At 72.6% G+C, this 25719-nt stretch carries 28 protein-coding genes; 13 read left to right on the forward strand and 15 right to left on the reverse strand.

The window, feature by feature from the left end:
* Position 1 precedes the first annotated feature (1 nt).
* Positions 2-652, reverse strand: coding sequence for a TetR/AcrR family transcriptional regulator (locus ACFSL2_RS12030; RefSeq protein WP_377198082.1), 651 nt, complete (start codon positions 650-652; stop codon positions 2-4).
* Between the two features lie 89 nt (positions 653-741).
* On the opposite strand from ACFSL2_RS12030, the gene ACFSL2_RS12035 reads away from it, so the two are divergent.
* Positions 742-1314 (forward strand): hypothetical protein, encoded by a 573-nt coding sequence (locus tag ACFSL2_RS12035; protein WP_377198083.1) that lies wholly within the window; start codon positions 742-744, stop codon positions 1312-1314.
* A gap of 18 nt (positions 1315-1332) precedes the next feature.
* Here the strand turns inward: ACFSL2_RS12035 and ACFSL2_RS12040 are convergent, their stop codons facing one another.
* Positions 1333-1740: a molybdenum cofactor biosynthesis protein MoaE gene (locus ACFSL2_RS12040; protein ID WP_377200818.1), complete on the reverse strand. Its 408-nt coding sequence runs from the start codon at positions 1738-1740 to the stop codon at positions 1333-1335.
* Positions 1741-1817: 77 nt separating this feature from the next.
* Positions 1818-3050, reverse strand: coding sequence for a molybdopterin molybdotransferase MoeA (locus ACFSL2_RS12045; protein ID WP_377198084.1), 1233 nt, complete (start codon positions 3048-3050; stop codon positions 1818-1820).
* A 96-nt stretch (positions 3051-3146) separates the two neighbouring features.
* Between ACFSL2_RS12045 and ACFSL2_RS12050 the strand changes: the two genes are divergently transcribed.
* Positions 3147-3785 (forward strand): hypothetical protein, encoded by a 639-nt coding sequence (locus ACFSL2_RS12050; RefSeq protein ID WP_377198085.1) that lies wholly within the window; start codon positions 3147-3149, stop codon positions 3783-3785.
* Positions 3786-3807: 22 nt separating this feature from the next.
* Here the strand turns inward: ACFSL2_RS12050 and ACFSL2_RS12055 are convergent, their stop codons facing one another.
* Positions 3808-4314 carry a dsRBD fold-containing protein gene (locus tag ACFSL2_RS12055; protein WP_377198086.1) on the reverse strand — a complete coding sequence of 169 codons (507 nt, stop codon included), beginning with the start codon at positions 4312-4314 and terminating at the stop codon, positions 3808-3810.
* Positions 4315-4437: 123 nt separating this feature from the next.
* Between ACFSL2_RS12055 and ACFSL2_RS12060 the strand changes: the two genes are divergently transcribed.
* From ACFSL2_RS12060 to ACFSL2_RS12070, 3 genes are all read left to right on the forward strand, one after another.
* Complete coding sequence (locus ACFSL2_RS12060) at positions 4438-5442, forward strand: S66 family peptidase (protein WP_377198087.1); 1005 nt, start codon at positions 4438-4440, stop codon at positions 5440-5442.
* 91 nt (positions 5443-5533) lie between these two features.
* A complete protein-coding gene (locus ACFSL2_RS12065; protein WP_377198088.1) occupies positions 5534-5953 on the forward strand; it encodes an Hsp20/alpha crystallin family protein in 420 nt (139 codons plus the stop codon).
* A 272-nt stretch (positions 5954-6225) separates the two neighbouring features.
* Complete coding sequence (locus ACFSL2_RS12070; protein ID WP_377198089.1) at positions 6226-7497, forward strand: family 16 glycosylhydrolase; 1272 nt, start codon at positions 6226-6228, stop codon at positions 7495-7497.
* A 160-nt stretch (positions 7498-7657) separates the two neighbouring features.
* Here the strand turns inward: ACFSL2_RS12070 and ACFSL2_RS12075 are convergent, their stop codons facing one another.
* On the reverse strand, positions 7658-8686 hold the full coding sequence (locus tag ACFSL2_RS12075; protein ID WP_377198090.1) for an ornithine cyclodeaminase: 1029 nt from the start codon (positions 8684-8686) through the stop codon (positions 7658-7660).
* On the reverse strand, positions 8683-9603 hold the full coding sequence (ddaH, locus tag ACFSL2_RS12080; RefSeq protein WP_377198091.1) for a dimethylargininase: 921 nt from the start codon (positions 9601-9603) through the stop codon (positions 8683-8685). Before ddaH ends, ACFSL2_RS12075 begins: the two co-directional genes overlap by 4 nt.
* A gap of 102 nt (positions 9604-9705) precedes the next feature.
* Here ddaH and ACFSL2_RS12085 point away from each other — a divergent pair, with 102 nt between their 5' ends.
* From ACFSL2_RS12085 to ACFSL2_RS12095, 3 genes are all read left to right on the forward strand, one after another.
* The gene (locus ACFSL2_RS12085) at positions 9706-10143 is read left to right on the forward strand and encodes an Lrp/AsnC family transcriptional regulator (RefSeq protein ID WP_116673850.1); all 438 of its coding nucleotides are present in this window, start codon (positions 9706-9708) and stop codon (positions 10141-10143) included.
* A gap of 73 nt (positions 10144-10216) precedes the next feature.
* Positions 10217-10852, forward strand: a complete 636-nt coding sequence (locus ACFSL2_RS12090; protein ID WP_377198092.1) for a DedA family protein — start codon at positions 10217-10219, stop codon at positions 10850-10852.
* A gap of 75 nt (positions 10853-10927) precedes the next feature.
* Positions 10928-12133, forward strand: coding sequence for an MFS transporter (locus tag ACFSL2_RS12095; protein WP_377198093.1), 1206 nt, complete (start codon positions 10928-10930; stop codon positions 12131-12133).
* On the opposite strand, the gene ACFSL2_RS12100 is transcribed toward ACFSL2_RS12095, so the two are convergent.
* From ACFSL2_RS12100 to ACFSL2_RS12115, 4 genes are all read right to left on the reverse strand, one after another.
* Positions 12032-13024, reverse strand: a complete 993-nt coding sequence (locus tag ACFSL2_RS12100) for a helix-turn-helix transcriptional regulator (RefSeq protein WP_377198094.1) — start codon at positions 13022-13024, stop codon at positions 12032-12034. The two genes, ACFSL2_RS12095 and ACFSL2_RS12100, sit on opposite strands and share 102 nt — an antisense overlap.
* A 403-nt stretch (positions 13025-13427) precedes the next feature.
* Positions 13428-14372 carry a GlxA family transcriptional regulator gene (locus ACFSL2_RS12105; protein ID WP_377198095.1) on the reverse strand — a complete coding sequence of 315 codons (945 nt, stop codon included), beginning with the start codon at positions 14370-14372 and terminating at the stop codon, positions 13428-13430.
* Positions 14369-14938, reverse strand: coding sequence for an isochorismatase family protein (locus ACFSL2_RS12110; RefSeq protein WP_377198096.1), 570 nt, complete (start codon positions 14936-14938; stop codon positions 14369-14371). The genes ACFSL2_RS12105 and ACFSL2_RS12110 overlap by 4 nt, the downstream gene beginning before the upstream one ends.
* A gap of 113 nt (positions 14939-15051) precedes the next feature.
* On the reverse strand, positions 15052-15894 hold the full coding sequence (locus tag ACFSL2_RS12115; protein WP_377198097.1) for an NAD(P)H-binding protein: 843 nt from the start codon (positions 15892-15894) through the stop codon (positions 15052-15054).
* Between the two features lie 119 nt (positions 15895-16013).
* On the opposite strand from ACFSL2_RS12115, the gene ACFSL2_RS12120 reads away from it, so the two are divergent.
* On the forward strand, positions 16014-16403 hold the full coding sequence (locus ACFSL2_RS12120) for a winged helix-turn-helix transcriptional regulator (RefSeq protein WP_377198098.1): 390 nt from the start codon (positions 16014-16016) through the stop codon (positions 16401-16403).
* 113 nt (positions 16404-16516) lie between these two features.
* Here ACFSL2_RS12120 and ACFSL2_RS12125 read toward each other — a convergent pair whose 3' ends face one another.
* Positions 16517-17359, reverse strand: a complete 843-nt coding sequence (locus ACFSL2_RS12125) for an alpha/beta fold hydrolase (protein ID WP_377198099.1) — start codon at positions 17357-17359, stop codon at positions 16517-16519.
* Between the two features lie 124 nt (positions 17360-17483).
* On the opposite strand from ACFSL2_RS12125, the gene ACFSL2_RS12130 reads away from it, so the two are divergent.
* Positions 17484-18050, forward strand: a complete 567-nt coding sequence (locus tag ACFSL2_RS12130; protein ID WP_377198100.1) for a TetR/AcrR family transcriptional regulator — start codon at positions 17484-17486, stop codon at positions 18048-18050.
* 120 nt (positions 18051-18170) lie between these two features.
* Positions 18171-18767 carry a DsbA family protein gene (locus tag ACFSL2_RS12135; protein ID WP_377198101.1) on the forward strand — a complete coding sequence of 199 codons (597 nt, stop codon included), beginning with the start codon at positions 18171-18173 and terminating at the stop codon, positions 18765-18767.
* 12 nt (positions 18768-18779) lie between these two features.
* Here ACFSL2_RS12135 and ACFSL2_RS12140 read toward each other — a convergent pair whose 3' ends face one another.
* A complete protein-coding gene (locus ACFSL2_RS12140; protein WP_377198102.1) occupies positions 18780-19655 on the reverse strand; it encodes an alpha/beta fold hydrolase in 876 nt (291 codons plus the stop codon).
* A gap of 33 nt (positions 19656-19688) precedes the next feature.
* Here ACFSL2_RS12140 and ACFSL2_RS12145 point away from each other — a divergent pair, with 33 nt between their 5' ends.
* Complete coding sequence (locus ACFSL2_RS12145; RefSeq protein WP_377198103.1) at positions 19689-21710, forward strand: BTAD domain-containing putative transcriptional regulator; 2022 nt, start codon at positions 19689-19691, stop codon at positions 21708-21710.
* Positions 21711-21823: 113 nt separating this feature from the next.
* Here the strand turns inward: ACFSL2_RS12145 and nhaA are convergent, their stop codons facing one another.
* Both nhaA and ACFSL2_RS12155 read right to left on the reverse strand, forming a co-directional pair.
* The gene (gene nhaA / locus ACFSL2_RS12150; RefSeq protein WP_377198104.1) at positions 21824-23224 is read right to left on the reverse strand and encodes a Na+/H+ antiporter NhaA; all 1401 of its coding nucleotides are present in this window, start codon (positions 23222-23224) and stop codon (positions 21824-21826) included.
* 28 nt (positions 23225-23252) lie between these two features.
* The gene (locus ACFSL2_RS12155) at positions 23253-24080 is read right to left on the reverse strand and encodes a helix-turn-helix transcriptional regulator (protein ID WP_377198105.1); all 828 of its coding nucleotides are present in this window, start codon (positions 24078-24080) and stop codon (positions 23253-23255) included.
* 100 nt (positions 24081-24180) lie between these two features.
* On the opposite strand from ACFSL2_RS12155, the gene ACFSL2_RS12160 reads away from it, so the two are divergent.
* Complete coding sequence (locus ACFSL2_RS12160) at positions 24181-24933, forward strand: SDR family oxidoreductase (protein ID WP_377198106.1); 753 nt, start codon at positions 24181-24183, stop codon at positions 24931-24933.
* Positions 24934-24969: 36 nt separating this feature from the next.
* Here the strand turns inward: ACFSL2_RS12160 and ACFSL2_RS12165 are convergent, their stop codons facing one another.
* Positions 24970-25713, reverse strand: a complete 744-nt coding sequence (locus ACFSL2_RS12165) for an SDR family oxidoreductase (RefSeq protein ID WP_377198107.1) — start codon at positions 25711-25713, stop codon at positions 24970-24972.
* Positions 25714-25719 lie beyond the last annotated feature (6 nt).

The raw sequence follows: 25719 nt of genomic DNA on the forward strand, positions 1-25719 counted from the left end.
CTCACGGCACGCGCGGTTCTCCGGTGGCATCGACCGGCTCGAGGAGCTGCTGTGCCAGCGTCTCGCCCAGCCATGCCGCATGGTCGTCCGGTGACCACCCACAGCCCGTGGTCGCATTGAGGTACGTCTCCAGGCCGGTGAGGAGCCAGGCCCGGTCGACGGCCGCGTCCAGGGTCAGGTCGCGGCGCACGGCGCCGTCGTCGACGAGCCGACCGACCAGCGCGGTCAGGGCCGCCCGACGGCGCACGTCGCCCTCTGCGGCCATCTCCTCCATCTCGGCGGTCACGTCACGTGCGATGGACAGCTGTGGCCTGCTCGCGGTGAAGAACGCGCTGGTCCACTCCGCGAACGCCTGGAGGATCTTCCGCGGGTCGCGCTCGACGGCGATCCGCTGTCGCCACTGCGCGGCATCGGCCGACTCCTCCATCTGCTCGACGACCGCGCGTGCGAGCTTCGCCTTCGAGCCGAAGGCGCCGTAGACCGTCTGGGGCGAGACACCGGCCCGCGCGGCGATCTCGGCGACCGTGGTGCCGGCGAATCCCCGTGACTCGAAGAGCTCGCGTGCAGCCGCGGTGATGTCGGCACGGGTCCGGGCTGCGTGGGCTTCTCGCAGGGTCGACCGGTAACGGCGTGTCGACGATCGCTCGGACAATGCGTCACCCCCAGGTTGTGTTGACCAGACTTTATTGAATGTAGTTGACTACAGTCAATTCAGGACGCCACGACCGGGAAGGCAAGCACATGGAGTCGCCGATCACGAAGACGTCCCGGCCCACGCCCGTCCGCGGACGAGAGGTCGGCGCCCAGATCGCTGGAGCGTTCGGGATGGTGTTCGTAGCGGTCAACTCGACGGCGCTCGCCCCACCGGTGCGGATACCGCTGCTGGTCGCCGCCGGAATCGGCCTGGCCACCATCGTGCTGCTCAGCATCCGTAGCTACCGGACACAGGCGCGGGCAGCGAGCAGCCCGCCCGGCGGCTCGCCGTTCGGCCGGGCGTACTGGCTGGTCGTCGGCATCGAGGCCGTCGCCCTGTTCGGTGGCAGCCGGGCCCTCACCAGCCTCGGCCACCCGGAGCTCGGGGTCGCCTGGGTCGCGTTCGTGGTGGGCACGCACTTCTTCGCGCTCGCCCGGATCTTCCGGCTGGCGCGGTTCAACGTGCTCGGTGCGATCATCACCGTGTTCGGGGTCGCCGGGTTCGGGCTCCGGGCGCTCGGACACGTCGAACCGATCGCGGTCGTCAGCGGCGTGCTCAGCGGATTGACGCTGCTCGCCTTCGGCCTCTGGGCGTTCGCCCCGGGCCGGACCGCACCCTGAGCGCCACCCGTCGGACGGCTACAGCCCGACCCACTCCGACTCGCCGTCGGTGAACTGCTGCCGCTTCCAGATCGGCACCTCGGCCTTGATGCGCTCCACCAGCAGGGAGCAGGCCTCGAACGCCTCCCTGCGGTGCCCGGCCGACGCCGACGCCACGAGCGCCACGTCCCCGACCTCGAGGTGCCCGTACCGGTGGGCGGCGGCCACCCGGAGCCCCGTCTCGGCCGCCACCGCCTGGCACACTTTTCGTAGAACACCTGTCGCATCCGGGTGCGCCTCGTAGTCGAGGCTCGTGACGGCGCGGCCGCCGTCGTCGTCGCGGACCACGCCGCGGAACGTGACCACGGCGCCGCACTCGGGCGCCAGCACCGCGGCCTCGACGGCCCGTCCGACGGCATCGTCGAGCACGTCCTGCGTCACCCGCACGACCTCGCTCGTCGACGCACCCGCGGCCGTGCGGGCCGCGGCGCCGTCGCCGCGGCCCGCGACGCCGTCGCCCGGCGTCACAGCGGCCACACGGTCACCTCCGCGCCCTCCTCGAGGGACGTCACGGCGGCGGGGACGTCGATCAGCACGTCCGCGGCCGCCATCGACGCCACGAGGTGCGAACCCGGGCCCCCGACCACGGTGACCCGCGCGGCGGCGGCATCGACCCAGCGTCCCCGCAGCAGCTGCCGCTTCCCCTCCGGGGAGCCGACGGCGGCGTCGAGCACCGCCGCAACCGGCTCCACCGGCGGCAGGCTGGCCGCCTGCCGCAGGATGTCGCGCAGGAACACGACGAACGAGACCTGCGCGCTGACCGGGTTGCCGGGGAAGGTCAGCACCGGCTTGCCCGCGACCCGCCCGAGACCCTGCGGGCCACCGGGCTGCATGGCCACCGAACGGAAGGTGACCTCCGGCAGCGCCTCCTTGACCACCTCGTACGCTCCCTGGCTGACTCCGCCGGTCGTCACCACGACGTCGCACAGCGCCGCGGCACGCTCCAGGCCCATCCGGACGAGCTCGGGCTCGTCGGGGACCGTCAGGCGCAGGCCGACCCGTCCGCCGGCGGCGCGCACGGCGGCCGCGAGGGCCGGGCCGTTCGCGTCCCAGATCTGGCCGGCGCCGGGCTCGCCGTCCGGCGGGACCAGCTCGCTCCCCGTGGACACGATGGCCACGGACACCGGCACGCGAACCGTCAGCCGGGCGATCCCGCACGCGGCGGCGGCCGCCACGTGGTGCGGCGCCAGCACTGTCCCGGCGCGCAGCACGACGGCGCCCTCCGCGACGTCGGACCCGGGCTCCCGGACGAACTCCCCGGCTTCGCGCCGGCGCATCACCTCGACCTTGGTCACCGAGTCGTCGTGGACCCCGTTGAAGGTCACCTGGTCGGTGTCCTCGACGGGGACCACCGCGTCCGCTCCTTCGGGCACGGGGGCACCGGTCATGATGCGGACCGCGGTGCCCGGCTCCAGCGGTTCCGGCTCACCCGGCGCCGCCGCCACGTCCCCCGCGACGGGCAGGGTGACGGGCGCGTCGGGGCCGGCCGAGCCGACGTCGACCGCGCGCACCGCGAACCCGTCCATCTGCGAGTTGCGGAAGCGGGGCAGCGGCACCGGCGCGACGACGTCGCGCGCCAGGACCCGCCCCAGCACCCCCCGGTGGATGGATACCTCTTCCGTGGGCCGGTCTGCGAGCTCCGCGAGGAGCTCCGCGACGGCGGCCCGATGCTGTTCCACGTCAACGCGCTCGCTCATGTCCGCAACCTACCCGGCCCACCCGGGGCAAAGCACACCGGGCCCGGCACACCCGGCGCTCTGGCGCCCGGACCGTGCCTGACGGGAGAATCGACCATGCACATCCACGCACTGAGCAACAACGGGACGACGCCCGACGGTGCGCTCGTGCGCCGGGAGACACGGACGCACGAGGGTCTGCGGGTGCTCGACTCCGTGCTCGCCATGCGCCCCACGCCCGACGTGGTGCTGCGGGCCCGGCAGCGGGTCGAGTTCGATGGTGACGTACGCCGCTGGGTGCGCTACTCGCTCCAGCGCGAACCGGGCGGCGTGGACGTCGCGTTCGAGCGTGCCGAGCTGCCGCCCGGGATCGGCGACGGCGTGCCGTCGTTCGCGCGGTACCTCCTGGTCCTGGAGCTCGCGACGGCGGGTGCGTGGGTGGAGTACACCCAGCTCGACGACGCCGACCCCACGCGCACGCGGCACGCCCTGCTGGTCCGCACCGACACCCAGCCGCTCGTGCTCCCCGACGGCCTCTCGACGTCGGCGATGCGCATCGACCAGCTCCTCGACGGCAGCCCCGCCAACGCCTTCTGGTGCGACAACTTCGGCGTGCTCCAGGCCGACTTCATCGAGACGTTCCCGGACGGCAGCCAGGTCACCGGCGTCTCGTGGCGCACCACCTGGGAAGGCGTCGAGCCGTGGCTCGACACCGAGGTGCGGCACGCGCTGGACGCGTCCGGCATCCTCGCGTAGAGCCCGCCGCGCCGGGGCCGGCCTACTTGTGCACGTGCGCCCGGTGCCCGACGGCCGCCGAGACGTCCTGCTCCGCCACCGCGATCAGCCGGTCGGCCAGCCGCCGCAGCGCACGACCGGCGGCGAGCTCGTCGCCGATCAGGGGCACCTCGGGATCCTCCGGCGCCTTGCGCGCGTGCCCGACGGCGCGCAAGGCGTCCGGCGGGCCGTTCATCACCGTGGCCTCCGCCGTCGTGCTGCCGCCCGACTCGACCACCGTGACCCGGATGTCCCAGGTGAGCGCGCGTCCCTGCCGGGGTTCTTCCGCCTCTCCCGGCTCGCCCGGCACACCGAGCGCCGCCCGGGCCTCCGGGTCCACGACCGTGTCGGCACCGGGATACACCAGCGTCTCCTCGCCGGTGTCGGACCACCGCACCCGGTAGGGCGGCGATCCGTCCTCGTGCGGGCACTCGGTCACCACGCCGTCGCGGACCGCGCCGCCGACCACACCCGAGGCCGTGACGATCCGGTCGCCCACTGCTGCCTTCATGGAGTCCTCCTCGCGTCGTTGCGGACCCTTCCATCATCGCCCCGCACGCGCTCACGTGTCGGACGAAGGCGCGCGCGACCGGGTCGGGACCCACGACCGGCACGGCCGCCGTAGGCTGCGCGCATGCCAGAGCACGTAGAGACCGTCCTGCCGCCCCGGCTCCGGGCCGGCGACACCCTCCGGGTGGTCGCGCCGGCGATGTCGCGGGCGATGATCATGGAGCACGACAACACCCGGTGGATCGACGAGCGGTTCGCCGCCATGGGCCTCACCCTCACGTTCGGTGCGCACGTCGACGACGACGACCAGTTCCGCAGCGGCTCGATCGAGCACCGGGTGGCGGACCTGCACGCCGCGTTCGCCGACCCCGCCGTCGCCGGGATCCTCACCGTGATCGGCGGTTTCAACAGCAACGAGCTGCTCCCCCACCTGGACTTCGACCTCATCGCGGCCAACCCGAAGGTCTTCTGCGGGTACTCGGACATCACGGCGCTGCAGAACGCGATCCTGGCTCGTACCGGGCTGGTCACCTACTCGGGGCCGCACTGGTCGAGCTGGGGCATGCGCGACCACTTCGAGCCGACCGGCGACTGGTTCCGGGCCGCGGTCATGAGCGACGCCGCGATCGTCGTCGAACCCTCCCAGGCCTGGACCGACGACCTGTGGTTCGCCGACCAGGACAACCGCTCCCCCGTAGCGAACGCGGGCTGGTGGGCGCTGCGACCCGGGCAGGCGTCGGGCCGGATCGTCGGGGCCAACCTCGGCACGCTCAGCCTGCTGCAGGGCACGCCGTACATGCCGGCGCTCGACGGCGCGCTCCTCTTCCTCGAGGACGACTTCGAGTCAGACCCCGCGCACGTCGCGCGCCGGCTCACCTCCCTGCTCCAGCTGCCCGACGCCGACGGCGTCACCGGGCTGGTGATCGGCCGGTTCCAGGACAGCTCCGGAGTGACGCGCGAAGCCCTCGACGAGATCGTCGCGCGCCAGCCCGCGCTGCGCGGCAAGCCGGTGCTCGCGGGCGTGGACTTCGGCCACACGAGCCCGCTGCTCACGCTCCCGATCGGGGGCGAGGCGGAGCTCACGGTCGGTCCGGACGACGTCTCGACCCTGACCATCACCCGCCACTGACTCCCCCGCCGTCCGCCGTCGGCGAACCCGGAAATTGAGTCGGGTCGACTCAGGTTGAACCGAACATCAACCGCATCCGGAGGAGAGCAACATGACCACTGTCCTGACCCGTTCACCGTTCGCCCACACCTGGCTCCGTGACCCGTGGAGCCCGCAGGCAGCCGTCGCCGAGGGCCCCGTACCCGCGGCGGACGTCTACCGGGAGGGCGAGGACCTCGTCGCCCGTCTCGACCTGCCGGGCGTCGACCCCGCCGCCGACATCACCGTCGAGGTCGAGGGCCGCAAGCTCGTCGTCCGCGGCGAGCGCAAGGACCAGCGCTCGGAGGAGTCCGAGGGCCGCCGCATCTCGGAGGTCCGCTTCGGCTCCTTCCGGCGTACGGTCACGCTGCCGAAGACCGTGGACGGCGACGCCGTCCGCGCGTCCTACGACGCCGGCGTGCTGACGGTCACCGTGCCCGGCGTCTTCGCCGGCACGACGCCGCAGCGCATCGAGGTCACCACCGCCGCCTGACCACGTCAGCCGGCTCCCCGACGGCGCCCGACCGCTCCTGCGGCCGGGCGCCGTCCGTGCTCCCGCCGCCGTGGGAGGCCCTCGGGGAAAACCCGTAACTGCTGATCAGGCCGTTGTGCGGCTGTTCCGGCGCCCCGATACTTCTGTGAGCACTGTTTCTCGACAACCCTCATGCACCGCCTGGCACACCGGAGTGCCCGCGCGACTGCCGCAGTCATGCCTGCCGCGCGGGTTCGTGCGGCCGGAGAGACACGTTCGCGAAGGAGCGTCCGATGCGTAGCACGAGACACCGCACGACCCGCACGGCCCTGACGGCGGCCGCCGCCCTGGCCCTCGTCCTGTCGGCCTCGCTCGCCGCCTCGGCGGCGACGGCCCAGGCCCCCGACCCCGGACCGGCACCGGCACCGGACACGCAAGCCGCCGCCGCCCTCACCTGGTCCGACGAGTTCGACGGACCGGCGGGCGCCGCGCCCAACGCCGCCAACTGGAACCACGAGACCGGAGCCGGCGGCTGGGGCAACAACGAGCTGCAGAACTACACCAGCTCCCGGCAGAACTCCGCCCTGGACGGGAACGGCAACCTCGTCATCACCGCACGCCAGGACGGCAACGGCGGCTACACCTCCGCGCGCATCACGACCCAGGGCAAGGTCCAGCCGCAGTACGGACACCTCGAGGCCCGCATCAAGATCCCCCGCGGGCAGGGCATCTGGCCGGCGTTCTGGATGCTCGGCGGACAGTTCCCCGGCACCCCGTGGCCCCACTCCGGCGAGATCGACATCATGGAGAACGTCGGCTACGAGCCCCACATCGTGCACGGCACCCTGCACGGCCCCGGCTACTCCGGCGCCAACCCGATCACGGGGCAGTACATGCACCCGCAGGGCTGGTCGTTCGCCGACGACTTCCACACCTTCGCCATCGACTGGGAGCCCGGCCGGATCAGCTGGTCGGTGGACGGCAACGTCTACCAGACCCGCACCACCGCCGACACCGGCAGCAATCCCTGGGTGTTCGACCAGCCGTTCTTCTTCATCCTGAACGTGGCCGTGGGCGGCAACTGGCCCGGCTACCCCGACGGCACCACCCAGTTCCCGCAGCAGATGGTCGTCGACTACGTCCGCGTCTACGACTCGACGAGCGGCGGTGGTGGTGGCTCCAGCACCGGTACGGTCACCGCGAGCAACGGGATCTGTCTCGACGTCGCCGGGGCCGCCACGGCCAACGGCACGCCCATCCAGCTCGCCCACTGCAACGGCGGCCAGGCCCAGCAGTGGACGGTCGGCTCGGACGGCACCGTCCGTGCGCTCGGCAAGTGCCTCGACGTCGCGGGCGGCGGCACCGCGGCGGGCACCGCCGTCCAGCTCTGGGAGTGCAACGGGACGGGCGCCCAGCAGTGGACCCACACCAGCGGCAGCCAGGCGCTCCGCAACCCGCAGTCCGGACGCTGCCTGCAACCGGTCGGCCGGGTGCAGAACGACGGCACCCGCACGGAGATCGCCAACTGCGACGGGAGCGCCGTCCAGCGCTGGACCCTGCCGTAGCACCGTCCCGCTGACGTGTCGGACGCGCGGGTGACTGCGTACGCGGCGTGTCGCGGCGCGGAGTAGGCCTATGAGACCGGGGTGTGTTGCTCCGCGTAGAACTTGTCTACGCAGAGCAACACACCCCGCAGGCGTGGGTTCACCCCGGAGCCGTCCCGGATCAGACCTCGGCGACCAGGGAGTACAGGTCCTTCGGGTCCTCGGGCTCCGCGATGAGGTCGAGGTGCTGGAGCAGCTCCGGCGCGTTCGCCGTCACGTCCTCGAGCACGAACTTCAGCGCCGTCCAGTCCTCCACGGCGAACCCGACCGAGTCGAACACGACCAGCTCGTCCTGGCTCCGGCGGCCCTCGGCGGCACCGGTGATGACCTGCCAGAGCTCGGTGACCGGGAAGTCCGCAGCCTGGCGCTGGATCTCGCCCTCGATGCGGGTCTGCTCCGGCAGCTCCACGAAGACGGACGCACGGGCGACGATCGCCGGGTCCAGCTCCGTCTTGCCCGGGCAGTCGCCGCCGATCGCGTTGATGAACACCCCGCCGGTGACGTCGGCATCGTGCAGCACCGTCGCGTTCTGCTTGTCGGCGGTACAGGTCGTGATGACGTCGGCGCCGCGGGCCGCGTCGGCGGCGTCGTCGGCCAGGACGACGTCGAAACCGAGCGCCTTGGCGTGCTTGGCCAGCTTCTCCATGGCCAGCGGGTCGACGTCGAAGATGCGCAGCGTCTCGATCCCCAGCTCGGCGCGCATGCCGAGGGCCTGGAACTCGGCCTGCGAACCGCAGCCGATCAGGGCGAGGGTGCGCGACCCTGCCGGTGCGAGGTAACGGGCCGCCAGCGCCGAGGTCGCGGCGGTGCGCAGCGCGGTGAGCAGCGTCATCTCGGCGAGGAACGTCGGGTAGCCGTTGCGGACGGAGGCGAGCATGCCGATCGCGGTCACGGTCTGGAAGCCGTTGACCGGGTTGAGCGGGTGCCCGTTGACGAGCTTGAACCCGTAGGTCTCCTCGTCCGAGGTGGGCATGAGCTCGATCACGCCCTCCTTCGAGTGCGACGCGATGCGCGGCCGCTTGTCCAGCTCGGGCCAGCGGGCGAAGTCACGCTCCAGGGCGTCGGTGAGCGCCGCGATGGCGGCCTCGGGACCGCGACGAGCGACCCAGCGGGCGGTGGCGGCGACGTCGAGGTAGGGAACAGTGGTCATCGCGAGGTCTCCTCGGTGGTGGTGGCTGTGGCGTCGGGACGCAGCTCGAGCGTGCAGCACTTGACCGACCCGCCGCCCTTGAAGACCTCGGACAGGTCGATGCCGACGGGCACGAAGCCGCGCTCCTTGAGCGCGTCGGCGTAGTCGTGGGCACGCTCGCTGAGGAACACGTGCAGCCCGTCGGAGACGACGTTCAGGCCGAGCACGGCGGCGTCGTCGGCGCCCACCAGGATCGCGTCGGGGAACAGGCGGCGCAGGGTCTCCTGGGCGGCCGGGCTGAACGCCTCGGGGTGGTAGGCCACGACGGTCTCGCCGGAGACGGCGCCGTCGTCGAGCACGGAGAGCGCCGTGTCGAGGTGGTAGTAGCGGGGGTCGACCAGCTCGAGCGGGATCAGCTCGATGCCCTGCTCGGCGAGCTCGAGGCGCTCGGCGACCTCCGCGTGCCCGGCGGGCGTGGTGCGGAAGCCGGTGCCGGCGAGCAGCAGCTTGCCGATCAGGAGGAGGTCGCCCTCGCCCTCCATGGTCTCGACGGCCTCGCCGAGCCGGCGGTAGCCTTCCGCGGCGGGAGTGTCGAACCAGCGGTCGTACGCGGGACCCTCGGCGGCACGCTCGGGGTGGGTGAACCGGGCGGCGAGCGCACGACCGCCGACGACGATGCCGCCGTTGGCGGCGTAGACCATGTCGGGCAGGCCCGGCTCGGGCTCGATCACGTCGACCCGGTGGCCGCGAGCCTCGTAGGCGGCGCGGAGCGCCTCCCACTGGGCGAGCGCCTTGGCGGTGTCGACGGGCGACGACGGGTCCATCCAGGGGTTGATGGCGTAGACGACGTCGAAGTACGTGGGCGGGCACATGAGGTAGTGCCGCGGCGTGGCGGTCCGCTGCGGGGTGGTCTGCGGCATCGCGGTGGTCTGCGTCATGGTGCGAGGCTACGGCCGCACCGATTCACAACAGGCACGCATCCGTTGCGTATTCAGCCACGGTTTCTTGCGCGATCGCGCGATGTATTGAACGATTCGTTCATGGATGCCGTGAACCGCGCCATCGTCGGCGAACTGCTGCGCGACGGACGAGCCACCTATCAGGAGGTGGGCAGCGTCGTCGGGCTCTCCGCCCCTGCCGTGAAGCGGAGGGTGGACCTCATGATCGCCCGCGGCGAGATCGCAGGGTTCACCGTACGCGTGGACCCGCAGGCGATGGGCTGGACCTTGGAGGGCTACGTCGAGATCTTCTGCTCCGGCATCGTCTCGCCCGCCGTGCTCGAACGTGACTTCGCCCCCATCCCCGAGGTCGTGCGGGTCTCGACCGTGACGGGCGACGCCGACGCGATGGTGCACGTCATGGCCGCGAACATGGAGCAGATCGAGCACGTCGTGGAGCGCATCCGGACGGTCACGCACGTGGTCAAGACGCGCACGGCGCTGGTGATGTCGCGGGTGGTGGACCGTCCGGGCGCCTGATGGCGGCCACGCGCACCCGACGGCTTAGGGTGTCCTAACAGGATATTCCTGTCAGGACCGGAGGGCGCCCACGATGATCAGAACCACGGTGTCCGACGACGTCGCCGGCTGGCTCGACGTGCTGGGGCCCCTCACGTTCTACCTGGTCGTCTGGGGCCTGGTGTTCGTCGGGACGGCGTTCTTCGTCGGCGTCTTCATCCCGTTCCTCACCGGCGACGGCCTGCTGTTCGGCGCGGGGATCGTGGCCGGCTCCACCGACCGCATCGACATCTGGGTGCTCGCGATCGGCGTCGGGGTCGCTGCCGTGGCGGGTGACCAGGTCGCGTTCGTGCTGGGCCGCACGTACGGGCGCCCGTACCTCGAGTCGCGGAAGGGCCGGTGGGTGCAGGCCGCCGTGGCCCGGACCCAGAAGTTCTACGACCTGTTCGGGTGGTGGTCCGTCGTGATCGGCCGGTACATGCCGTGGGCGCGCGTGTTCGTCCCGGTCATCGCGGGCGTGACCCGCATGCCGTACGCGAAGTTCCTCTCCGCGAACGTCTTCGGGGCGCTGAGCTGGGCTGTGCTGATCACCGTGCTCGGGTACTTCGCGGCGTCGGACCCGTCGGTGCGACCGATCGCGTACGTCGTGGCGGGCGTGGTCATCGCGGCGTCGGTGGTCGCGGGCATCCGCGCCTGGCGCCAGGAGCGGGCGGCGGCTCCCCGAGCGTGACCGGCGCGGCCGGTCGATCAACAGAGTCCGCCGCAGGATCAACCGGTCCGCGCGTGCGGAGCCCAGGCTGAGCGCATGCCCACCCAGAGCACCGCGCTGAGCACACCGCCCAGCCCCCCGCGCAGTTCCTCGTCCAGCACGCCCGCGCCCACACCCCGGAGCACCTGGACGCCCGTCGCCGCCCTCTCGTTCGGCATCGCGATGGTCGTCCTGAGCGAGTTCCTCCCGGCCGCCGTGCTGCCCGCCCTCGCGGCGGACGTCGGCGTCAGCGAAGGCACCGCGGGTCTCGCAGTGGCTGCCACGGCGATCGCCGGGGCCTTCACCGCGCCGAGCATCGCGGTGCTCCTCCCCCGGGCCGACCGGCGTACGGTGCTCGTCGCCCTCCTCGCGGTAGCCGCGCTGTCGAACCTCGCGGTGGCCGTCGCGCCCAGCTTCGCCCTGCTCCTGGTCGGCCGGCTCCTGCTCGGGGTCGCGCTCGCCGGCTACTGGTCGTTCGCCTTCGGCGCCGGCACCCATGCCGTCCCCGGCAAGGCCCCGGTGGTTTCGTCCGCCCTGGCGTTCGGGACAAGCATCGCCACGGTGGTCGGCATCCCGGTCGCCTCCGTCGTGGGTGACGCCGTGGGCTGGCGCACGACGTTCGCGGGCACCGCGGTGCTCACCGCCGTCGGCGCCGTCGCGCTCGCCGCCGCCCTGCCGTCCGTGCCTCCCCACCCTGCAGCGGGTCTCCAGATGCTGCGCGCGGCCCTGCGCAACGGCCGCCTGATGGCGGGCATCGCCTGCGTGGTGCTGGTCGCGCTCGGCAACTTCGCCGCCTACCCGTACATCCGCATCGCCATCGAGCGGGTGGACCCGGTCGCCACCACCGGCATGCTCCTGGGCTGGGGCATCGGCGGCCTGGTGGGCACCGTGCTGGCCGGGGTGCTCGCCCGATGGCTGCGGCCGCTGGCCGCGATCGCACCCCTGGCCCTCGCCGGCGCCCTCGTGCTCACCGCGGTGGCCACCTCCGTGCCGGTACTGGCTGCCGCTGTGGTGCTGTGGGGTCTCTCGATGAGCATGATGCCGGTGATCACGCAGCTCTGGGTCACCCGCGTCGAGCCCGAACGGGCCGAATCCGCGATGTCCCTGCAGGTCACCGCATTCCAAGTCGCGATAACCGCCGGCGCGGCGCTGGGCGGTGCCCTACTGGACGGGCACGGCGTCCGTTCGCTGCTGCTGGTCGGCGCGGGTGCCGCGGTCGCGGCGGGTCTCGGCTGGGCGTTCCTGCGCGTACCTCGCACCTGACGCTCCCGGCGCGACCGACGGCACCCAGGGCCTGACCGGTCGCGCCGAGAACGCTTCCGACGCCGTGCCGGACGACAGGACGAGCGGCATCCTGGTGGCCCGCCAACCGAGCGGTGACACGCCGTGCTCCGCCGTGAACGCGCGGCTGAACGCGGCCACGGAGCCGTACCCCACCTCGAAGGCGACCCGGGTGACCGGCAGCCAGCCCTCGGCGAGCAACGTTCGGGCCCGGTGCATCCGCACCTCGCGAAGCATCCGCATGGGGCTGTGCCCGGTCGCGCGCCGGAAACGCTCGGTGAGGGCGGAGCGCGACAGGTGCACCAGGGCCGCCATCCGGTCGAGCGTCCACGACTCGCCCGGATCGTCCGCCAGCGCCGCCACGACGGAGGCCACCTCGGCGTCGGCCACCCCGTGCCGGTCCGCCGCCCCGTGGGCGTCGGCGTCGCCCGCACGGCCTGCCGAACGCTCGGCGTCACGCCACAACGCAGTCATCGCCGCTCCGATGAGGCCCGCGTAGCTGGTCGCGAACAGGTCCGGGTCGCACTTCGCCTCGAGCGGGCAGGTGGTCACGAGCGCAACGACGCCGCGCTGCCGCGTACTGAACCCGCGCACGACCAGCGGGCTCGGCAGAAGCGAGGACGGGACGGCCCGTCGCAGGTCACCGTGCACCAGGTCCGCCCCGACGTCGGCCGTGAGCCGGTGCGCCGTCCGGCCGTCGACGAGCACGGCGTCGCCCGGCAGGACCCGCCTGCGGCTGCCCACCGTCTCCAGGGTCATGGCACCGGCCAGGACGAGCGCCCACAGCCCGCCCGGCCTCGACCGTGTCTCACCGGCAGCAACCCGCTCGCGCCGCAGCGCCGTCATCTCCCAGTCCATACGAACCGGAGCCACGAAGACACGCTGCCTATTCCCGGACGATCCGTCCGTGCAGTGCGAACCCGGCAGCCGTCCCGGTCGCCGAACCGCACGTTGCACGTCTCGGGGCCGCCGAAGCGCAAGACACGCCGACAACTCGCCGTTGCACCGGCGTGTCGTTGCGGTTCGGCGCACCATCTGACCTGCAACATGCGGTTCGGCGCACCACCAGACACACAACGTGCGGCTCGGCGCACCGTCAGACCTGCAACCCGCGGTTCGGCGCACCACCAGACACACAACGTGAGGTTCAGCGCACCGCCTGACCTGCAACCCGCGGTTCGGCACCGGACCGGAGCCGCCCCCAACACTCACCCGCAAGCACAAGCTGCGGTTCGACCCGAGCAGCTCGAACCTGACGCGTCAGGCCTGGCCAAAGTCAGCCCTGGCCAGAGTTGCGGAGCCTCCGCAGCATGCGCGCGTCCTGAAAACCGACCGTGTGGGCCGCCGACTCGACGGTCGCGCCGTGGCCGATGAGGTGCTCGGCCCGCTCGAGCCGCAGCAGCTGCTGGTAGCGCAGCGGCGTGACGCCGGCGGCTCGGGTGAACAGCCTGGTCAGCGTGCGCTCGGCAACGCCGCCGTGCGCGGCCAGGTCGGCGAGCGGCAGCGGGCCGGCGAAGTGCGCGTCGATGTGGTCCTGGACGCGGTGGACCGTGTCATCGACGTGGGACCGGTGCCGCAGCATGGCGCTGGCCTGCGGTTCCGTCCCGTTCCGGCGGGCATACACCACCATCTCCCTGGCCACGCGAGCCGCGAACGCCGGACCGTGGCGCATGGCGAGCAGGTGCAGCGAGAGGTCGATCCCGCTGGCGATGCCCGCGGAGGTGACCACGCCGCCGTCCGTGGTGAACAGGACGTCCCGCACCACGTGCGCCCGCGGGTGCCTGGCGGCGAGCTGGTCCTGGACCGCGTGGTGCGTGGTGCAGCGCCGGCCGTCCAGCAGCCCTGCCTGGCCGAGCGCGTCCGAGCCGGCGCACACGCTGGCGACGGTGCCGCCCGCCGCATGGTGCTGCCGGAGCCGCTCCCGCACCGGATCGCTCACCAGCGGCCAGGCGCCCGGATCCCCGCCCACCCGCCAGCCGGGTACGACCACCAGGTCGTCCGGGCCCAGGGTCGGCCAGTCGGTACCCGCGACCAGCGGGAGGCCTTGCGCGGAGGGGACCACACCGGCGTCGGACCCGGGGAGGTCGCCGGCCGGCGTGCCGGAGACGTACCGCAGGGCGTAGGGCCGGCCGAAGTCCCCTGCCGTGAAGAACGCCTGCGCGGGGCCCGCCAGATCGAGCAGGTGGACCCCGGGCAGGAGCACGAAGACGACGGTGGTCACACCGCCGATGCTGCCACCTCCGCCGGGGATGCGGCCTCCGACTCGAGCTCGGCGACGGTCGCGATGCGCGCGAACCGGCCGCGGAGCACCGTCTCGGTGCGCTCGAGGATGTCGGCGGCGCTGAACCGGCCGAGCGGTTCGGTGGTGGTGGCGTCGCTGACGAACGTCATGTCGTACCCCAGGTCCGAGCCGACCCGCGTGGTGGTCTCCACGCACTGCTCGGCGCGGATGCCGCAGATCCGCAGCTCGCCCACGCCGTGGGTGGTGAGGATCTGCTGGAGGTTGGTCGTGGTGAAGGCATTGTGCGAGGTCTTGCGCAGGACGGGCTCGTCGGGCCGGGGCTCGCTCAGCTCCTCGAAGAAGCGGACGTGCCCCAGGGCCGGGTCGAACGCGTGGCCGGTGCCGGGCTCCGTGTGCAGCAACCACACGATCAGGTCACCCGACGCGCGGGCGAGATCGACCAGACGGTTGACGGACTCGGCCACCGTCGGGTTGAGCGTTTCGGCCCACAGGGGCCGCACGCGGAAGGATTCCTGGACATCGACGACTATCAGGGCTCGGTTCATGACCCCAGTCTCTGTCCGACGGCGCGCGGGCGGGAGGCCGGATCGGGTCGCGGGGCGGACGGATCTGGTCACCGGATGCCGATACCGGTTGCCGCCCCGAGCCCTGGTTTCGCTCAGGCGCCGAATGCCGGCGTGTGTCGACGGGCCCAGTCGGCGAACGTGTGTCCCGGCCGCCCCAGGACCGTCTGGACGTCCGGGCTCACGGCACGCTCCTGTGGCGTCGGGTCGCCAAGGATCGCGAGCGTGCCATCGACTATCGGCTCCGGCATGACGTCGAGCATGCCGGTGCGCGCCTGCTCCCGGGTCAGCTCGACGAACGTGAGCGGTGTGCCGAGCGCCGCGGCGAGCGCCTCGGTCTTGTCCCGCGGCGAGACGGGGACTGGACCGGTGAGCTCGTAGGTCCTGCCGTCGTGACCGTCCTCGGTCAGCACCGCGGCCGCCACGGCGGCGAGGTCGAGCGGATCGACACTGGGGAGTGCGACGTCCCCGAACGGTGCGTAGACGGTGCGCTCGGCGCGGATCGACGGGGCCCACGCCAGGGCGTTGCTGGCGAAGTCTCCGGGCCGTAGCACCGTCCAGGCGAGCCCCGACCCCCGCACGAGCTTCTCGAGCTCGCCGAACGGGCCGTGCGAGGCGGACTCCGGCCGCGTGCCCGCGCCGAGGGACGACACCAGGACCAGGCGGCGCACGCCGGCGTCCGCAGCGACACCGATGATCCGCTCGCCGTCGAGCTGGCCGCCTGAACCCGGCACGAGAAGAAACATGTCGCTCGCGCCGTCGACGGCGGCGCGGAGGCTGTCCGGGTCCGCCAGGTCGGCGCCGATCCCGCGCACCCGCGGATCCTCGAGCGGTGCGGTGCCCGCGCGGGACACGGCGGTGACGTCCTGCCCCAGGCGGGCCAGCTCGGCGACCAGCGGCCGGCCGATGTTTCCAGTGGCTCCGGTGACAACGATCATGGGTGCTCCTCGTTCGCACGACGGCCCGGTGAGCGGGCCGGACAGCCGGTGCGGCCGCCGTCGTCGACGTTACGAGCGCCAGTACAGTAGGTTCCCCCAGGAAAGTATTGGAGGAGGCCATGACCAGCCCGACCACGTGGCGGCCCGGCGCTGCCGACGACCCTGCCGACGCCTGCCCCATCACGCCGGTCGTCGACCTCATCTTCAGCCGGTGGACCACCCCGATCCTGTGGACGCTGCAGGAGCACGGCACCCAGCGCTTCGTCGAGCTGGAGCGACGGATCGGCGTCACGCCCAAGGTGCTCACGCAGCGCCTGCGCCAGCTCGAGCGGGACGGCCTGGTCCAGCGCGAGATCTTCGCGGAGGTGCCGCCCCGCGTCGAGTACCGGATCACGGAGCTCGGCAGCAGCTTTCGGCCGGTGTTCGCCGCGCTGAGCCAGTGGTCCGGCCAGCACATGGCCGACGTCGAAGCGGCGCGCGCCGGCTACGCGGGCCCTCTCCCGCGCTGACGCGGCGCGATCGAAGCGGGTGATCGGCAAAAAGTCAGGTGATCGGCTACTCGGGTTACCGATCACCTGACCTTTTACCGACCACCCGCCCCGGCGCCCACCGGGCGGGGCGGTCAGGCCCTGACGAAGGCCAGGAGTGCCTCGTTGACCTCGGCCGCGTGCGTCCAGAGCAGTCCGTGCGGCGCGCCCTCGATCTCGACGTATTCCGCCTCCGGGAACGCCTCGTGGAACGGGCGGGCCGTCGCGTCGATCGGGAGGATGTTGTCCTTGGTCCCGTGCAGGATCAGGGAGGGCTTGCCGGCGGCGCGGACTGCCTCGACGTCGGCCCGGAAGTCCTCGATCCAGGCCGAGACGACGGCGTAGGCCGCGACCGGGGCGCTCCCCGTCGCCGTGTTCCAGCTGGCCGTGACGACCTCCTGGCTGATGCGGCTGCCCAGGTTCTCGTCCAGGTTGTAGAAGTCCTGGTAGAACTGGGTGAACCAGGCGAAGCGGTCGGCGCGGGCCGCCTCTTCGATGCCGTCGAAGACGGACTGCGGCACCCCGGTCGGGTTGTCGTCCGCCGCGACGAGGAACGGCTCCAGCGAGGCGAGGAAGGCCAGCTTGGCGACCCGCTCGTGGCCGTGGTTCTTCACGTAGCGAGCCAGCTCGCCGGTGCCCATCGAGAAGCCGACCAGGATGACGTCGCGCAGGTCGAGGGTGCTGAGCACCGTGTCCAGGTCGGCTGCGAAGGTGTCGTAGTCGTAGCCGGCGCCGACCTTGCTCGACTTCCCGAACCCCCGGCGGTCGTAGGTGATGACCCGGTAGCCCGCGGCGATCAGCTCGCGGGACTGACGCTCCCAGCTGTTGCCGTCCAGCGGGTAGCCGTGGATGAGAACGACCGGCTGCCCCGTGCCGTGGTCCTCGTAGTAGAGCTCCGTGGCGGTGCTGTTCTCGGTGTCGACCTTGATGTAACCCATGATCTGTTCCCTTCGTGATCTTGCGCCGCGGTCGAGAACGATCGTTCTCTGCCGATATCCGTTACAGTAGAGAACGAACGTTCTCCGCGCAAGTCGTGCGGAGCAGAAGATGGGGTGAGACCAGATGATCGACGACAAGACCGCACGGGAGGCCGTGGTCCGGGCCGCGGACGAGCTCTTCTACACGCGCGGTGTCCAGGCCGTGGGCATGGACGCCGTGCGGACGGCGGCCGGCGTGTCGCTCAAGCGCATCTACTCGCTCTTCGCCTCCAAGGACGAGCTCGTCGTCGCCGTGCTGCACCACCGCACCGCGGTCTGGGACGCCGGGCTGGCGAGCACGTCCGAGCGGGCGACGTCGGCCCGGGAGCGCATCCTCGCCGTCTTCGACTTCCTCGACGCCTGGTTCCGGGAGCCGGACTTCCGCGGGTGCGCGTTCATCAACGCGCACGGGGAGCTCGGCGCCTCGTCGTCGGCGGTGGCAGACGCCGTCCGCGAGCAGAAGCGCACCTTCCAGGAGTACGTGGCCCGTCTGGTGGCCGACGCCGGCGCGCCGCCCGCCCTCGCCCCGCAGCTCGCCATCCTGGCGGAGGGGGCGCAGACCACCGCCGCCATCTCCGGCAGCCCGGAGGCCGCGCACCAGGCCCGGGCCGCCGCGGAGACGCTGCTCGACGTCGCCACCGGCCGCCGCTGAGGCTCGAACGACCATGCACCTGCTGCCGAACCGGGCTCGATCCTGGCAGCAGGTGCATGGTCGACCGAGCCGGGCGACCGAGCCGGGCGGCAGCGGGGTCGGCGGTGCGACGATGGGTCCATGACGAACGACGAATCCGACGGCGGCACGCGCGAGGCGACCCCGCTCAGCCTGCAGAGCGGCCCGCACGAGGGCGACTTCGCGTTCCGCTGGGCCTACGGCAACCCCGAGGCGCCGTTCACGATCGTGGAGTTCGGCGACTTCGAGTGCCCGTACTGCGGCGCGGCCAAGCCCGTGCTGGCCGAGCTCGTCAACGGATCGGAGGGCCAGGTACGCCTGGTGTGGCGCCACTTCCCCCTGTTCGAGCCGCACCCGTACGCGCTGACGGCGGCCCTCGCGGCCGAGGCGGCGGGGCACCAGGGAGCGTTCTGGCCCATGGCCGGTCTGCTCTTCAAGAACCAGGCCAGCCTCGACGACGCGTCGATCGTCCGGTACGGGGAGCAGCTCGGCCTCGACACCACCGCCCTGGTCGGCGACCCCGCCCAGCGGTTCGCCGACGCCGTCCGCACCGACTACCAGGACGGCGTCGACGCCGGTGTGCACGGCACACCCACGCTGTTCGTCAACGGCGTGCCGTACACCGACGGCGTCACGGTCACGGACCTGCGGGACACGATGGGGCTGTCGCGCAAGCGCCCGTCCCGCTTCCGCCGCTAGCGCCGGACGGGGCTACCGCGCGAGCAGGGCCTGCAGCACGGCGACCACCTCGCGCGGTGACTGCTCGGCCATGAAGTGCCCCGCGTCCAGGGTGCGGTGGTCGAGGTCGGCGGCCCACGCCGACCACAGCCCCGCCGCGTCGTAGCCGAGAGCTGCGCCCCAGTCCTGCTGGAGCACCGTGACCGGCATGGTCAGCCGTCGCCCGGCCGCACGGTCCGCCCGGTCGTGCTCCACGTCGATGCCGGCCGACGCGCGGTAGTCCGCCACGATCGACGGCACAGCCTCCCGCGAGGCGCGCAGGTACTCGGCGCGCACCTCCGGCGGGATCGCGTACGCGCCCGCGCCCCAGGCGTCGAGGAAGAACCCGAAGAATTCGTCGGCGGAGGCCACGATCATGCGCTCGGGCAGACCCGGCGGCTGCGCCATCAGGTACAGGTGGAACGCGACGGCGGCGTCGGCACCGCGGAGCACGTCCCACATGTCGAGCGTGGGCAGCGCGTCGAGCACGGCCAGGTGGGTGACCCGGTCGGGATGGTCCAGCCCGGTGCGGACCGCCACGAGCGCGCCCCGGTCGTGCCCGGCGAGCGCGAACCTCTCGTGGCCCAGCTCCCGCGCGAGAGCCACCACGTCCTGTGCCATGGTCCGCTTGGCGTAGGTGGAGCGGTCGCGCTCGGTGGGCTTGCTGCTCGCGCCGTACCCGCGCAGGTCGGGAACGATCACGGTGTGGTCGGCGGCAAGGTCTGCCGCGACGTGCCGCCACATCAGGTGCGTCTGCGGAAAGCCGTGCAGCAGCACGACAGGGCTGCCCGCGCCGCCGACGGCTACGTTGAGGACGACGTCGCCCGCGGCGACGCGCTGATACTCGAACTGAGGAATTGTCGGTGTCATGCCCCGAATCTCCAGCACGTCAATGAGCAGGCGATGAGCGACCCGTCCAACGGCGCCCCGTCCGCCGACGAAGTGGCCGGCGCGCCCACCCAGGTGCGCATCGGCGTGCTCGGACCCGTCACCGCCTGGGTCGACGGAGCGGAGGCCCCTCTGGGCGGCCCACGGCAACGAGCGGTCCTCGCGCGGCTGGTCGCCGCCCGCGGACGCGTCGTGACCACCGACCAGCTGGTCGACGACCTGTGGGAGCGACCACCGCGGAACGCACTCGTCACGCTGCGCACGTTCGTCGCGGCGCTGCGGCGGGGCCTCGAACCAGGGCGGACGGCGCGCACCCCGGCGCGGCTGCTCGTAACCGACGGCCCCGGGTACGCGCTGCGCGACGTCGCGGTGGACGCCTGGTCGTTCGAGGCCGCGGTGTCCGACGCACGCGATCTGGTCCCCGCCGCTGCACGTGCCGCTCTCGAGCGGGCGCTCGACAGCTGGCGCGGCACGCCCTACGCCGCGCTCGACCAGCCGTGGGCGGCCGCCGAACGCGCCCGGCTGACGGAGCTCCACCTGGTCGCGACAGAGCGGCACGCCGAGGCGCGGATCGCGCTCGGTGCCCCGGCCGACGTGGTGCCCGACCTCGACGCGCACGTGGCCGAGCACCCGTGGCGGGAAGAGTCGTGGCGCCTGCTCGCGCTCGCGCTGTACCGGTCCGGTAGGCAGGCGGAATCGCTCGCCGTGCTCCGGCGGGCGCGCGCGATGCTCACCGGCGAGCTCGGGGTCGACCCCGGGCAACGGCTCAGGGAGCTGGAGACCCAGGTGCTACGACAGGAGGCGGGCTCGGCCCCCGCACCCGACGACGTCTGGCGGGACACCGCCTCCGCCTACGAACGCGTGGTCGCGGCCGGCGCGCCGTCCCGGCTGGAGTCCACCGCGACCCTCCTGCGCGCCCTGGCACTGGCCGGCGGCGCGGGCCTGGCCGCGGCCCGGTCCCAGCGAGTGGCCGCCGTCCGCGCGGCGGAGCAGCTCAGCGACCTGGAGCTCACCGCACGGGTGATCGGGGCGTTCGACGTGCCGGGCGCGTGGACCCGGTCCGACGACCCCGGTCTGGCCGCCGAGCTGGTCGCCACGGCGGAGCGCACGCTGGCGGCCCTGCCCGCGAGTGCGCCCGACGCCGTCCGCTCCCGGCTCCTTGCGACCGTCGCCGGTGAGTCTCGTGGCCGCCCCGGCCCGCGAGGGCCAGAGGCCGCTCGCCAGGCCGAGGCGCTCGCCCGGAGGTCCGGCGACCCGGCGGTCCTCGCCTTCGCCCTGGCCGGCCGTTACCTGACGAGCTTCGGCCGGGCGGGGCTGGCCCGGGAACGGGACGCGATCGGCACGGAGCTGGTGGACCTGGCCGTCCGGCACGGGCTGTCGACCTTCGAGGTGCTGGGTCACCTGGTGCGGATGCAGGCGCTGTCGGCCCTCGGCCAGTGGGACGCGGCACACCGGCACGCGGACGCCGCCGCCGCGCTCGGCCGACGCCACGAACGGCCCCTGGTCGACGTGTTCACCAGGTGGTTCGCGGCGATGCGGACGGCGGCGTCGGGCGCGGAGGCCGACATCGCCGAGCGGGCGTACCGCGAGGCGACGAAGACACTCGATGGTTCCGGCATGCCGGGGCTCGCGGACGGACTGCTGCCGCTGGCGCTGCTCGCGCTGCGGGTGTGGCGCGGGGTACCGGCCGAGGGTGCGTCCGACGGCGGAGGCAGCCAGGCCGGGGTGGCCGGTGGCGGGAGCTGGGGACCGTACGAACCCTGGGCGCGCCCGCACCTGCTCCTGGCCCGCGGGGCGGATGCCGACGCCGCGGCCGCGGTCCGGCGCATCCCTGACCCTCCGCCGGACCTGCTCACCGAGGTGCTCTGGATCCTGGCCGGACGGGCCGCCGTCGAGGTGGGCGGCCGGCGGGTCGCCGAGCGGGCCGTCGCGGCGCTCACCCCGGCAGCGGACGAGGTTTCAGCGGGCAGCGGCGTACTGACTGCCGGCCCGGTGGGAGAACATCTGCGGGCCCTGACGCAGTTCCTCGCGAGGTGAGAGGGCTTGAACCGAACTCACTGACTTCGGTCTGTTGGGATGAGATCGGTCGGTTGACTGACCGAACTCATCCCAACCGACCGAACTCACTCCCAGCGGACGCCCACCAACCGTCACACCGGCTGGCGCCAGGCTCCCTCGGGCAGCGGCGGCGGACCCGCGGCCTCGTTCGGCGAGCACAGCGGCAGGCGCTCACCGAAGTACCGGAGGATCACCACGCCGATGACCCCGGACAGGATCGACCCCACGATGATGCCCACCTTGGCCTCGTTGATCAGGGCGTCGTCGTCGAAGGCGAGCTCGCTGACGAACAGCGCGATGGTGAAGCCGATACCGCACAGGAACGCACCGCCGGCGAGGTGCCCGTAGCGCACCTGGCCGGGCAGGGTGCCCAGGCCGGTCACGAGGGCGATCATCGCCCCGGCGAAGACTCCGATCCCCTTGCCGAGCACCAGGCCGATCAGCACGCCGAGCGTGACCGGGCTCGTCATGGCCGCGCCGATCGACTCCCCGGACAGCACCACGCCCGCGTTGGCCAGCCCGAACACCGGCACGACGAAGTACGAGCTCACCGGGTGGAGCGCGTCGAGGATGCGGTCGCTCGTCGGGACCGCCGACCGTGCGGCGCTGACGGCGAGACGCGAGCGGGTGGGATCGAGCTCCTCCATGAGCGCACGCCCGTAGAACCCGAGATGTCGCCGCGCCTCCTCGTCGTGCCCGCGCCGGACGGTCGGGACCGAGAGGCCGACGACGACGCCCGCGAGAGTCGGGTGCAGCCCGGACTCGAGCACCGTCACCCACAGGATCAGGCCCACCAGCAGGTACGGGGGAATCTGCCAGACACCGATCCAGCGCATCGCGAACAGCACCACCGTGAGCAGTGCCGCGAGCACCAGGGCACCCACGGAGATCGCGTCGGAATAGAAGATGCCGAGCAGGACGATGGCCCCGATGTCGTCGAAGATCGCCAGCGTCAGCAGGAAGACCCGGAGCTGGTCGGGGCAGCGCGGACCGGCCAGCGCGAGCACACCGATGACGAACGCCGTGTCCGTGGACATCGGCAGGCCCCAGCCGGACATGTCCGGACCGGACGGGTTGAGCAGCAGGTACAGCCCGATCGGGACGGCGAGGCCGCCGATCGCCCCGAAGAGCGGCACGGACGCCGCGCGGAACGTGCGCAGCTCACCGACGGTGAGCTCGCGGTTGACCTCGACACCGACCACGAAGAAGAAGACGGCCATGAGGAAGTCGTTCACCCAGTGGTGCAGCGAGAGGTGCAGCTCCCAGGTGCCGACCGTGAGGCTGACTGGCGTCTCCCACACGTCGTGGTACGAGCCGCCCGCCACGTTCGCCCAGACCAGGGCGATCGCCGATGCCGCGAGCAGGAGGGTCGCTCCGCCGCCCTCGGTCGCGAAGTAGCTGCGCAGTCCGGGCGACAGCCGCGGGTACGGGACAGCGACCCGGGGCCTGGGCCCCGGCCGGGTAGGCACACCGGTGGGGATCCGATCTGTCACCGGTCAAGAATGACAGAGTCGGGCGCCATCAGCCGACCGCTCTCGTCGCGGCGATCGTGCCGAGCAGAGCCAGCGACTCAGCGGCCGGCGAGCCCGCGGGTGCGTGGTAGACGACGAGCTCCTGGCCGGGCGCTCCCCGGACGTCGAACACGTGCACGCGCAGCTCCAGGTGGCCGACCTCCGGGTGCAGGAACCGTTTGCTGGTCAGGCGCTTGCCGCGGGCGTCGTGCTGCGCCCACATCCGCGCGAAGTCGGGGCTCTTGACGTACAGCTCGTCCACGACCGCGCGGACGACCTGGTCGCCCGGGGTGAGCCCGTCGGCCAGGCGGAGCCCGGCGACCGTGTTCTCGGCGACGAGGTGCCAGTCGGGGTAGAAGGTCCGGGCGCCCGGGTCGAGAAAGACCGTGCGGGTCAGGTTCCGCGAGAACGAGAACCCGCCGAACAGCGCCTCACCGAGCGGGTTGCTCGCGAGGACGTCGAACGCCCGGCCGAGCACGAGCGCCGGGCTGTCCCGCCAGGAGAGCATGAGCTCCAGCAGCGCGCTGTCCGCCTCCTCGGCCGCCGCGGGGGCCGCCGGCCGCGGGCTGAGACCGGCCAGGCGGTAGAGGTGCTGCCGGCCGTCGTCGTCCAGGCGCAGCACCTCGCCGAGCGAGTCCAGCACCTGCGGCGACGGGCGCACCTCGCGACCCTGCTCCAGCCGGACGTAGTAGTCGACGCTGACGCCGGTCAGCATGGCCACCTCTTCACGCCGCAGGCCGACGACGCGGCGCCTGCCGTACACGGGCAGGCCGAGCGCCTCCGGCGTCAGCTGGGCGCGCCTGCCGCGCAGGTAGTCGCCGAGCGGGGATCCGGTCATGTCGTCGACGCTACCCGCCCCACCGCGCCTGTCCAGGGTGCGCTGCACCCAGGAGGACGGCGCCCTTCCTGGGCCCGCCGCGGCTCCGCAGCCTGGTTCCATGACCACAGAGACGAACACCCAGAACAGCACCGCCAAGATCGTCCTCGTGACCGGTGCGAGCAGCGGCATCGGCGAGGCCACGGCGGTCCGGCTCGCGGCGGAGGGCCACCACGTGGCGCTCGGCGCCCGCCGGACGGACCGCCTCCAGGCTGTCGTGGAGAAGATCCGGGCGGACGGCGGCCGGGCGAGCGCCCACCGGCTCGACGTGACCGTCCGCGACGACGTGCGCGCCGTCGTGGACCGCGTCGTCGAGGGGCACGGGCGCATCGACGTCATCGTGAACAACGCGGGGGTCATGCCGCTGTCCCGCCTCGACGCGCTCCTCGTGGACGAGTGGGACCAGATGATCGACGTCAACGTCAGGGGGCTGCTCCACGGCATCGCCGCGGTGCTGCCCCACTTCCGGCGACAGGGCGGCGGGCACGTCGTCACGGTCGCGTCGGTCGGTGCGCACGAGGTGTACCCGACGTCGGCGGTCTACTCGGGCACGAAGTTCGCGGCCTGGGCGATCACCGAGGGCCTGCGCATGGAGTCGGACCCGAGCCTCCGGACCACCACGATCACACCCGGCACGGTCGAGAGCGAGCTCGCCGACCACATCTCGGACCCCGGCGCGCAGGGCTACATGCGCGACTTCCGCCGCAACCTCATCCCGGCCGACGCGATCGCCCGGGCGGTCTCGTTCGCCCTCGGCCAGCCCGCCGACGTCGACGTGAACGAGATCATCGTCCGCCCCGCCGCCCAGCGGTGAACGCTCGGGCCCGCCGTCGGCTGCTCCGCGGCGGGCTCAGGCGAGCCCGCCGTTGGCGAAGACCGTCTGCCCGTTGATCCACCGGGCCGGTCCGGCGAGCGCCAGCACCACCTCCGCGACGTCCTCCGGCGTGCCGAGCCGGCCCATCGGGTTGGCGCCGGCGATGCGGTCGACCACCTCCTGGGGCTTGCCCTCGAAGAACAGCTCGGTGGCGGTGGGGCCGGGAGCGACCGCGTTGACCGTGACGTCGCGGCCCGCCAGCTCCTTGGCGAGGATCGGGACCAGCGCCTCGACCGCACCCTTGCTCGCCGCGTAGGCGCCGTACGTCGGCAGGTGCGTGCGGGTCACCGTGGTCGAGAACGCGATGATCGCGCCGCCGTCGCGCACCGTCCGGGCGGCCTGCTGGGCGACGACGAACGCCCCGCGGACGTTGGTGCGCAGCAGGCGGTCCAGGACGTCGAGGTCGAGCTCGGCCACGGGGGCCAGCGGCATGATCCCGGCGGAGTTGACCACGACGTCGACGCCACCGAGCCGGTCCTCGACCGCCGCGAAGACCCGCTCGACCGCGGGCCCGTCGGCGATGTCCGCCTGGTACGCCAGACCGGTACGGCCCGCGGCCTCGATCTCCTCGACCGCAGCAGCAGCCTCGGACTCGTTGGAGGTGTAGACGATGGCGACGTCGTACCCGTCGGCGGCCAGGCGACGCGTGATGGCGCGGCCGATGCCACGCGACCCTCCGGTGACGACGGCGACGCGGGGCGTGGTGCTGGTGATGCTCATGGTGTG

Source organism: Promicromonospora aerolata, assembly GCF_042682255.1.
Lineage (GTDB): Bacteria > Actinomycetota > Actinomycetes > Actinomycetales > Cellulomonadaceae > Promicromonospora > Promicromonospora aerolata.